Source organism: Bacteroidota bacterium, from assembly GCA_013696965.1.
Lineage (GTDB): Bacteria > Bacteroidota > Bacteroidia > JACCXN01 > JACCXN01 > JACCXN01.
On the sequence record JACCXN010000079.1, the window covers coordinates 1 to 15,101 of the forward strand.

Consider the following 15,101-nt stretch of genomic DNA (forward strand, 5'->3'; position numbering starts at 1 on the left):
GAGTTATTTGGTTGATAATCTACAAGATACAAAATTAACCCAGGCCAACTTACTGAAAATCAATTAGTTATAAACATACTTATTCACATAAAATTATTCTTAAATAAATTCAAAACAGTTTCTTAATATTAAAAATAATTACTCAAAGGTATTTTTTAGGATGAAATGAAAAACTAAAAGGTAATAAATCAGGTAAATTTTTCTTAAAGATAGTTTTAAACTGTATTGTAAATGAGTTTGAATTATTAAATATGAATATTTTTTGCATTTTCAAATTCTATGATGGCTCAGGTAATTCATTGTAAAATTTGAATAATTTACACTAGTTATCTAAAAATATTAACAGTCGGAAAACAATGTGAATGTATTTTTGAAATTATTTTTAACTATGGTGCTTTACATTTTTTGCTATTTTCGCAATTAATAAAAACATAAAAATCAATTATATTATGAATTTTGACTTAATAGTAATAGGAACAGGCCCGGGTGGCTATGTTGCCGCAATAAGAGCTTCGCAATTGGGACTAAAAACAGCTGTTGTAGAAAAAGCTGAATTAGGAGGAATTTGTTTAAATTGGGGATGTATACCTACGAAGGCTTTATTAAAAAGTGCACAGGTGTTTGAATATATTAGCCATGCTTCTGATTATGGTATTAAAGTAAATGGTTTTGATGCTGATTTTGGTGCAATGATAAAAAGAAGCCGTGATGTTGCTGAGGGAATGAGTAAGGGAATACAGTTTTTATTGAAAAAAAATAAAATTGAAGTTATTAAGGGTTTTGGAACCCTTAAAGGCAAGGATGTTAGCGTTAAAGATGAAAGCGGAAAAGAAACGGTATATACTGCAAAAAGTATAATACTTGCAGTTGGTGCTCGTTCAAGGGAACTTCCAAACTTAAAACAAGATGGAAAAAAAGTAATTGGTTACCGTGAGGCTTTGGTTTTGCCTTCACATCCAAAATCAATGGTAGTTGTTGGATCAGGGGCTATTGGTTCCGAATTTGCTTATTTTTACCAGGCTTTGGGCACTAAGGTTACTCTTGTAGAATATCTGCCTAATATTGTTCCTTTTGAAGATGAGGATGTATCAAAACAACTTTTAAAGTCATTTAAGAAAATGGGCATGGAAGTTATGACTGAATCAAGTGTTGAATCGGTTGATACTTCTGGCAAAACCTGTAAAGTAAAAATTAAAACAAAAAAGGGAGATGAGACAGTGGAATGCGATATTGTGCTTTCTGCCGTTGGAATAACAACAAACATTGAAGGAATTGGTCTTGAAGAAACTGGAGTTGCCACAGATAAAGGAAAAATAATAGTTGATGAATTTTATCAAACAAATATTCCCGGAATATATGCTATTGGTGATTGTGTAAAAGGACAAGCTCTTGCTCATGTGGCTAGCGCTGAGGGAATAATATGTGTTGAAAAAATAGCAGGACATTCCCCGGAAGCACTTGAATACAATAATATTCCAGGATGTACTTATTGCTCCCCTGAAGTTGCATCAGTTGGCTATACCGAAAAAGCGGCCAAGGAAGCTGGCTATGAGCTTAAAATAGGCAAGTTTCCATTTTCGGCATCTGGAAAAGCCTCTGCATCAGGAAGCAAAGATGGTTTTATCAAACTTATTTTTGATGCTAAATATGGTGAATTGTTAGGAGCGCATATGATTGGTGCGAACGTTACTGAAATGATATCAGAAATTGTGGTTGCAAGAAAACTTGAAATAACCGGAATGGAATTAATCAAAGCTGTACACCCACATCCTACTATGAGCGAGGCTATTATGGAAGCTGCTGCTGCTGCCTATGGAGAGGTAATTCATTTATAATTTTAATACCCATCATAAAAAAAGGCGCTTAATGCGCCTTTTTTTATGATGCTAAAGCATGCTAATCACAATTGCTTTCTGACATTGCAACCATTATTTTTTCCATTTTTGATTTCATTTCTGCTGGAGAGCAGGTATAATTGTTGGCAATCATTGCAAAGGCAATTAGGTTTCCGCTTTTGTTGTTAACGTATCCCGTATAGCTTCTTACCCGGTTAATATAACCGCTTTTTGCTCTTAAATTATTTCCGGCGGATGTTCCCTGGCAAATATTTGCAATTGAACCGCTTATTCCGGCTATTGCAAGGGAATTGTAAAAAAATTCGAATTCAGAAGAACCTGTCATGTATTTCATTACCTCTGCCAATTGCTTTGCAGTTATTCCATTTGCTCTTGATAATCCGCTTCCATCTGCAATAAACATACCTTGTGTATCTATTCCCTTTGATCGCCAAAATTCGGTGAGTGCTTTTGCGCCTGCCTGGGATTCTCCTGATTTTAATTTTAACAAGCCAATGTGATTTAACAAATGTTCCGCAAAAAGATTTACGCTCTTTAGATTCGTCCAGTTTATAATTTCAATTAAAAATGGCGAATAAAAATCAGCAATTTGTATTCTTTTTTGACGCTTGCTGTTTGTATTTATTCTGTTGATCGTAGAGGGTTCACCCGAAATTTTCATGCCGTTTTTCTTTAAAACCTCATTAAAGGCAAAAGCAGCCAACAGGGGAGGCTCTGGCATTGCTCCTTTTACAAAAAAGGAAGTTCTTCCCGAAGGAATTTCTCCTCTTATTATTCGATGAGGAGAATTTGGAGCTCCGAAAATTATTGAATTATCTGAGGAAACAGAGCTTGCCTTCACTTCACTCTTTAGTTGCATATAAGGAATGAATGGTAAAATGTTTTTCACTTTCACTAAATCTCCAATATTTCCACTTGAAAATTCTATTTCATATACATTATCAAATACAGATAAGCCACTGGAACAAGCTCCATAATAATTTCCAATATCTCCCCAGGTCCATGTGGATGGAATTAATTCGCCTGAAAAAATTTCATCATCTCCTACAATTGAACCATTTATTCCAGAAATTCCTGATGCGAATACAGCATTAGTCCAACTGGTCAAAAATTCAAACCTGTTTTTGTTAAATAAAAAGGATGACCCAATGGATGGATCTCCTCCCCCTTTAATGTATAAATTACCTTGTAATACACATTCAGAATCTATGTATCCATCATATTCCAATGTAGTTTTAAACCGGTGCTTACTCCCGAAAAGCTCAAGACTTGCAGCTGTTGTAACTGCTTTCATAGTGGAAGCAGGAATAAGACTTTGATTGGAGTTGTATTCAATTAATACTGTTCCTGTCTTAGTATCAATTGCATAAAAACCGAAAGAACCGTTTTTTAAATCCTTATCAGCACCCGTTTTGTTGACAAGTTGCTGTAATACCAGTTGTTTATTTAAAAGGTTATCCTTGCTTTGTTGGGAAAGCAAAGGACTTATAACAAAAAGGAAAATAACACTTATTACAAAAATAATCCGCACGCAGGTAGGCTTTTTAAATCTTCTAAATTTATAAAATAAAATTTGTTTTTCAACGGTTATAGAATTCTAAAATTGTAAATTCGCAGGTAATAGATATAAAATGTGTGGCATTACAGGAGTTTATGCATTTCAACCAGGAGCTGAAGATTTCTTATCAGGAATTGATTCCTCCGTTTTTACCCTATCCAAAAGGGGGCCGGATAGCCATTGTGTTTATAAACATAATAAAATTGCTTTAGGTCATACTCGTCTTTCAATAATTGATACTTCCGAAGCAGGAATTCAACCATTTACAGATATTTCCGGAAGGTATACAATTGTTTTTAACGGTGAATTTTTTAATTTTAAAGAACACAAAGCAAAATTAATTAAAGCCGGAGTAACATTCAAATCAGGCACGGATACTGAAGTATTACTTTATTTATACATTTCGGAAGGTGTAAAATGCCTAAATAAAATAAATGGTTTTTTTGCCTTTGCAATTTATGACAAACTGGAGGATTCTTTATTTATAGCAAGAGACCGATTGGGAGTTAAACCTCTTTATTATTCAGTTGATCAAAACAGGTTGATTTTCGCATCAGAAATGAAAGCGATGATGGCGTATGGAATAAAAAAGGAAATTGACCAGGTGTCCTTGTTTACTTATTTTCAATTAAATTATATTCCTGCTCCACATTCTATTTTTAAGAATATCAAAAAATTAGAGCCTGGAAATTACCTTATCATTAAAAATAATGAGGTTTCTTTTGCTACCTATTATTCAATTAAAAAAGAAGAAAAAAAACCAGAACTAAGTTATGAAAATGCAAAATCAGAATTAATTGATTTACTTGAAGATGCAGTTCAGAAAAGACTAATTTCAGATGTACCATTAGGAGCATTTTTAAGCGGTGGGGTTGATTCTTCAATAATTACAGCCTTAGCCAGTAAGCATACACCTCATCTTAATACATTTTCTATTGGATTTAAAGATGAACCTATGTTTGATGAAACATATTATGCAGAGCTTGTTGCCAATAAATACAAAACAAACCATACCGTTTTTTCATTAAGCAATGAGGACCTTTACACTCACTTATTTGATGCACTTGATTATTTGGATGAACCATTTGCAGATTCATCAGCATTAAATGTTTTCATCCTAAGTTATCTAACAAAAAAACATTTAACAGTGGCTCTTTCAGGAGATGGGGCTGATGAACTTTTTGCAGGATACCATAAGCATTATGCAGAATATAAAGCAATGCAAGGTGGACTTTCAGCTTCCTTGGTAAAATCTGCTGCTCCTCTTTGGGAATTACTTCCAAAATCCCGCAACAATATTTTTTCCAATAAAATAAGACAGTTGGAAAAGTTCAGCAAAGGACTTAACTTGACAAGAAAAAACAGGTATTGGAAATGGGCTGGTTTAATGGATGAGAAAGCGGCCTTGTTTCTTCTGAACATTAAAGACGAGCAACTAAAGGAATTTTTTGAAAGAAAAAATAAAATTTTAGAACATATAAACCAGGATGGCGATTTCAATGAAATACTCCTCACGGATTCCACTTTGGTTTTGCCAAATGATATGCTTGTAAAGGTAGATATGATGTCAATGGCAAATAGTTTAGAGGTTAGATCACCCTTTTTGGATTACCGCGTTGTGGATTTTGCTTTTTCTTTACCTGCTTCATTTAAAATTAACGATAAACTAAAAAAACGAATACTTCAGGATGCCTTCCGACCTTTTTTACCCCAGGAATTATATGCAAGGCCAAAAAAGGGATTTGAAGTTCCCCTTCTCAAATGGATGAAAACTGGTTTAAAAAGTTTAATTGAAAAGGAGTTGCTCGAAGAAAATTTTATCCGTCAGCAAAACATTTTTAACTTTGAGTCTGTTAAAGGATTATTAAAAAAACTTAATTCACCCAATCCAGGGGATTCTGTTGCCAATATTTGGGCTTTATTGGTGTTCCAATATTGGTGGAAAAAATACATGAACGATTAATTTTTTAGATTTAGCAATGTTTTACGAATTTAACGGATATATACCAGTAGTTGATGAATCAGCTTTTGTTCATCCCCAGGCCTCAGTAACAGGGAATGTAATTATTGGTAAAAATGTATATATTGGTCCTGGTGCTGCCATTCGGGGTGATTGGGGACAAATTGTAATTGAAGACGGTTGTAATGTACAGGAAAATTGCACAATACATATGTTTCCCGGTGTTACAGTTACCCTGCATAAGTCCGCTCACATAGGACATGGTGCTATAATACATGGAGCAAGCATTGGAGAAAATTCATTAATAGGAATGAATGCAGTAATTATGGATAATGCACAAGTAGGGAATAATTGTATTGTTGGTGCATTGTGTTTTGTACCAGCTGATATGAAAATACCCGAAAGAAAAGTGGTGGTAGGAAATCCCGCTAAAATAATAAAAGAGGTAAGTGATGAAATGATCCAATGGAAAACCAAAGGGACAGAATTGTATCAGCAACTTCCGAATGATTGTTATAGCAGTCTTAAACCTTGCGAACCTTTAAGAACAATGCCATCAGACAGACCAAAACAACAAAATGTATATAAAACCTGGAATAAATCAAAAAACAAATTAAAAATTCTTCATATTGCCGAGGAGGAAAATTGGGAAAAATCAACTGAATCAGGGTTTTATTATAATGATTCCTTATCTACAGAGGGTTTCATTCATTGCTCACTTGCTGAAGACTTTGAAGAAACAGCAAACCTTCATTATAAAAACAAAAACAACCTTCTCGTTCTTTGCATTAATGGTGAAAAGGTTAAACCAGAAATAAAAATGGAAATGGCCTTAAAAAGAGGTAAGTTATTTCCACACATTTATGGTCCAATAAATGTGGATGCTGTAGAAAGTGTTCTGGCATTAAAAATGGATGAAAACGGATTATTTATACTACCTAAAAATTTAATGTTATGAGAATATCAATCCTACTAACCCTTTTGCTTTCATCCTTAACTATACAAGGACAAACATTTATAAAAAGCTTTACTTTTGATGGTGTTGTAAGAAGCTATAGAATTTTTATTCCTTCCAATTATGATCCCTTAAATGAATATCCTCTTGTTTTCAACCTGCACGGGAATGGTTCAAGTGCAAGCCAGCAGGAGCCCTATTCACAAATGAATTTGATTGCTGATACAGCAAATTTCATAGTTGTATATCCTGACGGAATAAGCAATACCTGGAACAGTGGATTTAATGTTCCTTATAACTCTGGTACGAATGATGTAGGTTTTATTTCAGCACTTATCGATACGGTTTCTGCAAATTACACTATCAATTCTCAAAGAGTTTATTCCTGTGGAATGTCTATGGGTGGTTTTATGAGTTACCGTTTGGCTTGCGAATTAAATGGAAGAATAGCAGCAATAGCCTCAGTTACAGGTTTAATGTCGGTACAGCTTCCTCAAAATTGCCAGCAACAAAAAGAGGTTCCTGTGCTTCAAATACATGGCACTGACGATGCAACCGTATTATACAATGGAACATCCTGGCACACATCTGTTAATGCCACGGTAGATTTTTGGATTCAAAAAAACAATTGTCCAACAACAGCTATAGTTACCAACATGCCAGATATAGTGAATGAAGGTTCAACTGTTGTAAAATATTATTATGGTCCCTGTACTAACAACAGTGAGGTTGTATTATTTAAAGTTGAAGGCGGTGGTCATACATGGCCAGGTGACATTGCTGTTCCCTCACTTGGTAATACTAATCAGGATATTAAAGCAAGCATTGAAATCTGGAAATTCTTTAGCAGACATGAATTAGCTTTACCAACTTCGGTTATCCATACTAAATTAAGCAAGGGTAATAGTATAATTATTGCTCCAAACCCCGTAAATGATAAACTAAACTTAAGTTTTTCAGAAACTGAACAGGAGAAAATAATTTCTGTTTTTAATTCTAAAGCTGTGCTTGTTCACACTCAAACTGTTGCTCCATCAATTAGTTCCACGGCTATTGATCTTACAACATTCCCAACAGGTTTATATCTTGTTGTTATTAATAATGGTGAATCAAAGGAGGTTGTTAAAGTGGTAAAGAAGTAATTTCAAAAATATTTTTGTTATTAATAACCCAAAGGAAAGTGTTTTTTATCTTACTTTTAATAGAAAACAATACATAGTTATTTCGAATAATTTAATACCAATTGAAAATAAAAAAGAAGATATATTTTAAAAAAGTAAAATAGCTTTTAGTTCCCAACAACAATAAATTCAGCCCTTCTGTTTAATTGATGTTCTTCAGGAGTGCATTCAACTCCATCGGCACATTTATTAACCAAATTAGCTTCCCCCTTGCCTTCAATTGCTTGAATTCGTTTGGCGCTTATACCCTTCAAAATTAAATATTGAGCTGCTTCATTGGCCCTTTTTTTGGATAAACGAATATTGTAATCAAGCGATCCTTTAGAATCTGCATATGCAATTATTTTGATTTTCACATCAGGATTGGCTTTGAGAATGGCAATGTTTTTATCTAATGCATTTTTGGAGTCTACCTTTACCTGGCCTTTATCGAAATCGTAATAAACATTTTCGAAAACAAATTCACCAACAATCGCCCCTACTTTATTATCATCATTGGAGGCCTCTTTTGAATTATTCTTTGGATTATTGACTGCCAATAATGGTTCCTTCACTTTTTCCACTACATGTATAAACTTGCTTATACAATAATTATCAGTGGTTAGTTTTATTTTATGAAATGCCTGAAGTTCCATTTTTATCTCGTAAACTCCTGTATTTTCAAAGGTATGAGTTGTTTTTACTTCCTTTGCAGTGCTCCCGTCTGCGAATAACCAAAAAACATCGTTCCCTATTTCTGAATCCTTTACCCTGCTTTGGGAAGCATCAAAAAACACTTGGTCTCCCTTAAGTATGGTATCAGGCATAGTGAAATTTATAAATTTAACCGAATTCGGAGAATCATTTTGGACTTGTGTAATAACATTACAATCCTTGAATTCAGGTTCAGTTAAATAAGTAATACGGTAAATATCCATATCACCAAGGCCATCAGGTCTTGAGGATGAAAAATAAGCCTGATTGCCTACTTTAACCGGATTGTAAAAAATATCATCAGCCATTGAATTAACAGGTCTTCCAAGATTAACCGGTTTGGTCCAGCTTCCATTTATATTGTGGGTATAAAAGATATCGTATCCTCCAATTGTATTATGTCCCTTTGAAGAAAAATACAAAGTTTTACCATCTTCAGAAATAAATGGACTATCCTCATTGTATTTAGTATTTATTTCAGCTCCAATATTCTTTGCGATTCCCCAGGTTCCATCTTCCTGGAGAGTGGATGAATATAAATCAAGTCCACCCAGCCCACCTTTTCGTTCACTTGAAAAAAACATTGTTTTTCCATCTGAACTAATGCAGGCATGAGGTTGGTAACCCTTATTGGAATTGATATTTTCATTCAATTTTTCGGGTCCTTGCCAAATGCCCTCTTTTGTAAGATGAGATACCCAAAGACTATTGTCGCGAAAAGTAAACAGTTTTTGCTCGTCAGAAGAAAAGCCAACAACAGCATCATGCTTTGGAGAATTAGGAATTAATCCCACATATTTATCTGAAACAAGGAACTTTTGAGCAGGAGAAAAACCATTTTCCTCTTTTCGTGATAAATACATATCCTCAAAAAACTTGTCATCCCTGTAATCAATCTTTCCACCCAAATTGCTGCTCCTTCTGGAGGTAAACATCAATATGTGTTCTTCATTATTTATAACTGGTGCATAATCCGGGAATTTTGAATTAATATTGCTTCCCATATTTTCAACTTTCACCTTTTTATCCACAGCTACAGCAAATGCTTTTCCTCCAAAACACTGTGCAATGCGGAAGTTTAGTTCAGAAAACAATTCCTTTCCGGGTTTATTGTTTTTTACAAACTGCTTCATAATAGTATAATTTTCAATAGCTTTTTCAAGCTCGCCCTTATGCTGGTACAAATCACCCAAATAATAAAAAAGCTCCCCAATTGTGTCTTTAGGAGAATTTTTTACTGCTTTTTCAAAATAAGGAAGAGCTTCTTCCTTTCTGTGGAATGTATAATAGTAATTTAAACCAAGTTCATAATTATAATTGAAATTATCAGGATTTCTTTCAACCAGCTTAATTAATTTTGCTCTCGAAAGTTCAGGTTCACCTGCATTTGCATGCTTTTTTGATTGACGGAAAAGTTTATTATTTGAATGCTCCTTTTGATTTAGTGTATCCTGAGCATTTAGTATTTCCGGAGTGCAAAGCAAGATTAAAGCACTTAATGTGGCAATTATATATCGATCAAATAACATTCTATTTACTATTTTAAGTTTTTGCAAAATACCATTATCATTGGACTTTAGCAATAAAAAGGATAAAAAAAAGGATAAAATTACAATTCAGCCATTTCTTTTCTAACAAAATCCGCAAGTTCTTTAACATAGGAATCAGAAAAATCGAATTTAATACCTGCTGTTTCATAAATTTCTCCAATGGGTCTTGTATAGCCAAGAGCAAGGGCTGAGGTATAATCTTTTATTGCTTGTTTGGGGTTGTTTTTAAAATTCCTCCAAACTGCAATCGCCCCTAATTGAGCAAAGCCATATTCTATATAGTAAAAGGGTACTTCAAATAAATGAAGTTGTTTTTGCCAGATATTTGCTTTTACCTTTTCCATTCCACTCCAGTCTACTATGCTACTGTTAAATCCACTGTAAATTTCAATCCATTTATCATTCCTTTCATTAACAGAATGATCCGGATTTTCATAAATCCAATGTTGAAATTTATCAATGGTGGCAATCCAGGGAAGTGTTCCCAATACTTTTTCTAACTGTTCCCTTTTTGCCCTTTTAAGTTCATCTTTATCTTTAAAAAACACATCCCAATGATCCATGGTAATTAATTCCATACTCATTGATGCAAGTTCTGCTACTTCTGAGGGAACACTTTTAAAAGCGGTAAGCTCCAAATCACGTGAAAGAAAAGAATGAATTGCATGCCCACCTTCATGCACCATAGTAATCAAATCTCTGAATGAGCCAACTGCATTCATGTATATAAAAGGAACACCTATTTCATAAAGAGGATAATTAAAACCACCAGGTGCTTTACCTTTTTTAGATTCAAGGTCAAGGTATCCCATTTGTTTCATGATTTCAAGCTTTTCTCCAAAAAAGAGACTTATCCGGTTAAAGCATTCTATGGTTTTTAGTATTAACTCTTCTTGATTTTCAAAAGGTTTCAAAGCAGGTTTTCCTGTAATATCAACCTCTGTATCCCAAGGTTTTAATTGATCCACTCCAAGTGCTTGCTTTCTTTGTATATCCAACTGATCTAAAACCGGAGTAATATGAGTTTTAATAGCATGGTGAAAATCATAACAATCTTTTACCGAATAATCAAACCTGCCAAGTTCAGCAAACTTATAATCGCGGTAATTTTCAAAACCGGCATTCTTTGCTATTGTAGTTCGTATTTGAATAAGTTCAGAAAAAAGCTGGTTTAGCTTTTCCACATCCTGAGTTCTTCTGAAAGAAATCTTTTCAAAAACAATTTCTCTTATATTTCTATCAAGATCTTTAAGGTGTTTTGCCGCTTGTTGCAAGGTTATTTCCTTACCTTCTATCTCCACAGTCATTAATGCACTAATAGAACCATATTTTTGCTCTTCCGTGTTTAGTTGAGTGAATAATGGAATATTTTGTTCACGAAATATTTCTATTTCCTTTTTAATGGCCCTTAAATAAATGAAATATTTATCCTTTTCCAAATGACTTACAAAAGATGACTCAATTAGTTTTTTATTGAATTTATCATCATAAGGGGACATTCTTGGTTGAATTTCAGTTATAAAAAAATTGAAATCATCGGCAAGTGCCTTATCTGTAGTATCAATATTCATTTTGATATACCTCCATGCAGCATCCTCCTCAATTACCGCTTCAAGCTCACTCCTATCCTTTAACCAAAATTCTATATCTTCCAGGGAATTCAATTTCCTTGCTAATAAATCATCAAAGTAGGGTTGAATTGATTCCCATGAATTTATAATTAAATTCTCTGAAAGAAATGTCCTTCTTTTCTTAACAGGTAATGTTGTGGGTGAATTAGTCATAAAAAAATTATTATTAGTAATTAAAAAGCTCTTTGAATTTAAATTCAAAGAGCTTTAATATATGGTTATTACTTTATTATCATTATGCCCCTGTTTTTCTAACAGTCTGTGTTTTACCAGTTTTAGCTTTTGATGTTTTTGGAGTAGGTTTTACTGTTTTCGCTGCACGTTTTGCAGTTGCTTCAGCTTTATCCTTGCTCTCTGCTTTCGTCTTTTTTGGTTTATCTGTATCTTCAGCTTCCTTTTCAGTTGATTTTTCTTCAACAACAGGTTTAATAAGACCATCAGCCTGTAAAATATTATACCAGGAAATTACCTTTTTAATATCCGACACATAAACCCGGTCTTTATCATATTCTGGAAGTACTTTATCAAAATATTTTTTCAAGGCTTCAGCATCTGATTTGGAATCTATAGCAGCTCCGCCTTTTTCCTTTTCAAATATTTTTGTAAATACCTCAATTAAAGGCACATCTTCATTTGTGGTGAAAATGCTAATGTCCTGCAAAGAACTTACCTTTTGAGATGCATGTACTTGTAATCTTTTTTTCTCTGTTAAAGATTCTACTATTAATCCATTGTTCGCCTTAGAAATTATTTTAAATAATCCTCCTTGTCCTGAAACAGAAATATAATCGCTTAAATTCATATTGTTTTTAAAATATATTTTCACAAAAATAAAAAAAATAATCTTTGAATTGGTACAAACTTTTTATTTTATCACAGTTAACTTTCCTGATGAAGAAAATTCACCGCTTGTAAGCCTGTAAATATAGACTCCTGCATTAAGTATGCTTGTATCTGTAGTAATTCTGTTAAATCCTTGAGGAGAAGCCTCTTGAACTATTATTTCAATTATTTGTCCCATACTGTTATACAATATTAAATCTACAGGGGCAGGTGAAGGAAGATAAAATTCAAAAGTTACATCATTTTTAGTAGGATTGGGATAGCACTTACCAAACCATACTTCATTTTCATCAATAGGTTTATGATTACGGTTGTGGGGAATTTCAGTATCATATTTATTTTGTGCAGCAAACGCACTGCTTTTCAAATCAACTAAGTCGTCTCCTGCAATTAAGGCAAATGCAATGAAAGCTGTATCACCCGGAGAAAGGTAAAAAGGTCCTGTACTCATTACATCAATTATATCGTTTCCAAATTGATTTGCACCTGCTTCATTACGGCTTGTGCTAAGGGTAGCGAATTTTTTATTGTTTTCAAATCCACCTGTAATATCTACTCCTCCTGCTCCCCCGTTTATATTATCAATAGCATAATGAATTGGAGGAGCAGTTGAACTTAGCAATTTTATTCCTGCATACAATCCATTTGGCTCCAGGCTATAAGAATATCCCATTTTATTATCTGAGTCATAATTGATTCTGTTCACACTATAGTCCATTATGTCCCAATCGGCAAATATTCCTGCATACAGGTTATTTATTGGCTTGTCGCCTTTGTTAACAATATCATATAGAATAATTATATATTTTCGGTGTTCAGGTGAATTCCAGGCATAAGCATTATGATTGATTGATACATTCAATGGCGTTAAAGAAGTATTGTCATTAAATTTTCCTTCCAGGTTAATATCAGCGACCATTAATGGACTATCAGTAACTCTTAATATTGATTTAAAATCCTGATTGGTTTTTCCTTGCTCTCCCCTAACACAACTTGAAACAGCACTTTCGGAATTACCTACCATTAATCCTCCTTCATACAACAATGTAGGATTGTTCTTATAAGTAAAACCAAGCCCATATTGTTGTCCTTGTTTATTGTAGCCGATCTTGCCAGAACTTGTAATTGTAGTGCCAATATCATTAATTTTAACATTAATAAAATCAACATTTACCATTAATGTAAAGAAATAATCTGCTGTATAATTGCCGTCCTGTATGGTTACAGTAAATAAGGCTTCAGTATTTTCAGGAGCATCTTTTAATATAACAACACGAAAAGGATCTGCACTATTATTTACTGAATCAAGCGTAGGAATAGAGCCAAAATAGGTAGAAGAATTCAATACTTTAATGAAATTATCTTTGGCTTTTAAAGTTACGGATACATTGGAGGCAGGTGCAAGATAATTTTTAAAAAAACAGGAGATTGAAACTGTATCTCCGGCAATAAAATAATCATGCATGCTGCCTTTAAAAGTTTGATTGGTTAGTACAATTGAAGGGGTATTGGTTTCAGTGAGAGCGCGATAAATATTTATTCTGCCTCTGCCAAGTTTTGATTCCAGGGATTTTTCATTCAAACCATCTATTTTATCTGCGGTAACTTTTAATTGTTCAGCAATTTGCAATGCATTGTATGAAGGAAAATAAGACTTAACAAGTGCTGCAGCACCTGCTGCATTGGGTGTAGCCATGGATGTTCCTGATAATCCACCATAAATATTATCCGGCATTGTTGAATAGATGCCTTCACCGGGGGCACAAACATCTATGGAATATCCATAATTTGACCCTGTCCATTTTTTATCATTCGTATTGGTGGCACCTACGGATAAAGTGTTTGCATATGCAGCAGGGTAAAATTTTTCATCCTTGCTATTGTTTCCTGCTGCAGCCACTACAAGAGCTCCTTTATTAAAGGTGGCATAATTAATAATATCCTGGCCATACTGGCCTCCACCTACACTTCCCCATGAACAATTTATAATCTGGCAACCTTGGTTGGCTGCATAAACAATACCATCATAAGCATGAGTTAAAATACCATTCTGGTTTGACACCTTTACAGGCAAATACTTACAATTAAATCCAACACCAGCAATTCCTGTATTGTTGTTCGTACTGGCAGCTGCAATACCAGTAACATGCACTCCATGTGAACCAGAATTAATTTGAGGATAATTATTAGTTTCTCCCAAATTCCATCCACGAAAATTATCAATATACCCGTCATTATCATCATCAATACCATTAATAGGGTCGTTGTAGTTGTATTTGATATTTCCTAAAAGATCAGGATGATTAAAATCAGTTCCTGTATCCAAAATTCCAATTACAACATTTGTATCCCCTTGAGTAATATCCCATGCCTGATAGGCCTTCATAATAGCTAATGCATATTGAGAAGAAACATTCGGGTCATTAGGGGAAAATAAAAGTTTGGGAATATATAATGGCTCGGCATAAACTATTACCCCAGTTCTATATAATTTATTTATTGCCTTTTCTAAAGAAACTGATTGGGGAATTTCAATTTCATAAATAAGGGAAAGATCTACAATTTGGCCGTCTATGTTTTTATTCAGCTTATTTGAAACAGGTTTTTCAGCGGGGAATTTTTTTTGAATACTTTTCACTCCTAATTGTTGAAATTCTTCATTCAAAGCAGGTATCTCTATGGAGCTGCTTTTGGCCATAGATCTATACTGTGGCTTGATCTTAATAATTATTTTTTCTGGTTGATAATCTTCCTGGGAAACATTTTCAGGTAATTTGAAATAGGAAAATACCTCCTTCTCAATTTTTTGCAGATTCTGGGTAAGTGCAAAGAGAGGAATTAGTACAAAAAATATAACAATTATCTTTTTCAATT

9 protein-coding genes are annotated in these 15,101 nt (G+C 33.8%); 4 read left to right on the forward strand and 5 right to left on the reverse strand.

All coding sequences use genetic code 11. From position 1 onward, the window contains the following. The first annotated feature begins 449 nt into the window (after positions 1-449). Positions 450-1,835: a dihydrolipoyl dehydrogenase gene (gene lpdA, locus H0V01_11535; protein MBA2584003.1), complete on the forward strand. Its 1,386-nt coding sequence runs from the start codon at positions 450-452 to the stop codon at positions 1,833-1,835. Positions 1,836-1,896: 61 nt separating this feature from the next. Here the strand turns inward: lpdA and dacB are convergent, their stop codons facing one another. After that, complete coding sequence (dacB, locus tag H0V01_11540) at positions 1,897-3,387, reverse strand: D-alanyl-D-alanine carboxypeptidase/D-alanyl-D-alanine-endopeptidase (protein MBA2584004.1); 1,491 nt, start codon at positions 3,385-3,387, stop codon at positions 1,897-1,899. A gap of 100 nt (positions 3,388-3,487) precedes the next feature. On the opposite strand from dacB, the gene asnB reads away from it, so the two are divergent. From asnB to H0V01_11555, 3 genes are read left to right on the forward strand one after another with little or no spacing between them, the layout of a single operon-like run. Further along, on the forward strand, positions 3,488-5,377 hold the full coding sequence (gene asnB / locus H0V01_11545) for an asparagine synthase (glutamine-hydrolyzing) (protein MBA2584005.1): 1,890 nt from the start codon (positions 3,488-3,490) through the stop codon (positions 5,375-5,377). Positions 5,378-5,393: 16 nt separating this feature from the next. Continuing rightward, positions 5,394-6,332 (forward strand): DUF952 domain-containing protein, encoded by a 939-nt coding sequence (locus tag H0V01_11550; protein ID MBA2584006.1) that lies wholly within the window; start codon positions 5,394-5,396, stop codon positions 6,330-6,332. Next, positions 6,329-7,471 carry a T9SS type A sorting domain-containing protein gene (locus H0V01_11555; protein MBA2584007.1) on the forward strand — a complete coding sequence of 381 codons (1,143 nt, stop codon included), beginning with the start codon at positions 6,329-6,331 and terminating at the stop codon, positions 7,469-7,471. The genes H0V01_11550 and H0V01_11555 overlap by 4 nt, the downstream gene beginning before the upstream one ends. Before the next feature lie 146 nt (positions 7,472-7,617). Here the strand turns inward: H0V01_11555 and H0V01_11560 are convergent, their stop codons facing one another. The 4 genes from H0V01_11560 to H0V01_11575 all read right to left on the reverse strand — a co-directional run bounded on the left by H0V01_11560 (position 7,618) and on the right by H0V01_11575 (position 15,099). Continuing rightward, positions 7,618-9,732: a PD40 domain-containing protein gene (locus tag H0V01_11560; GenBank protein ID MBA2584008.1), complete on the reverse strand. Its 2,115-nt coding sequence runs from the start codon at positions 9,730-9,732 to the stop codon at positions 7,618-7,620. A gap of 80 nt (positions 9,733-9,812) precedes the next feature. After that, positions 9,813-11,537, reverse strand: a complete 1,725-nt coding sequence (locus H0V01_11565; GenBank protein MBA2584009.1) for a M3 family oligoendopeptidase — start codon at positions 11,535-11,537, stop codon at positions 9,813-9,815. Between the two features lie 82 nt (positions 11,538-11,619). After that, positions 11,620-12,186, reverse strand: a complete 567-nt coding sequence (locus H0V01_11570) for a DUF5606 domain-containing protein (GenBank protein ID MBA2584010.1) — start codon at positions 12,184-12,186, stop codon at positions 11,620-11,622. A 63-nt stretch (positions 12,187-12,249) separates the two neighbouring features. After that, the gene (locus H0V01_11575; protein ID MBA2584011.1) at positions 12,250-15,099 is read right to left on the reverse strand and encodes a S8 family serine peptidase; all 2,850 of its coding nucleotides are present in this window, start codon (positions 15,097-15,099) and stop codon (positions 12,250-12,252) included. Positions 15,100-15,101 lie beyond the last annotated feature (2 nt).

What these genes read in the sequence shown, in the direction of transcription:
- asnB (MBA2584005.1), top strand. Translation starts at nt 3,488, where the DNA reads ATGTGTGGCATTACAGGAGTTTATGCATTTCAACCAGGAGCTGAAGAT.
- H0V01_11550 (MBA2584006.1), top strand. Translation starts at nt 5,394, where the DNA reads ATGTTTTACGAATTTAACGGATATATACCAGTAGTTGATGAATCAGCT.
- H0V01_11560 (MBA2584008.1), bottom strand. Translation starts at nt 9,732, where the DNA reads ATGTTATTTGATCGATATATAATTGCCACATTAAGTGCTTTAATCTTG.
- lpdA (MBA2584003.1), top strand. Translation starts at nt 450, where the DNA reads ATGAATTTTGACTTAATAGTAATAGGAACAGGCCCGGGTGGCTATGTT.
- H0V01_11565 (MBA2584009.1), bottom strand. Translation starts at nt 11,537, where the DNA reads ATGACTAATTCACCCACAACATTACCTGTTAAGAAAAGAAGGACATTT.
- H0V01_11555 (MBA2584007.1), top strand. Translation starts at nt 6,329, where the DNA reads ATGAGAATATCAATCCTACTAACCCTTTTGCTTTCATCCTTAACTATA.
- H0V01_11570 (MBA2584010.1), bottom strand. Translation starts at nt 12,186, where the DNA reads ATGAATTTAAGCGATTATATTTCTGTTTCAGGACAAGGAGGATTATTT.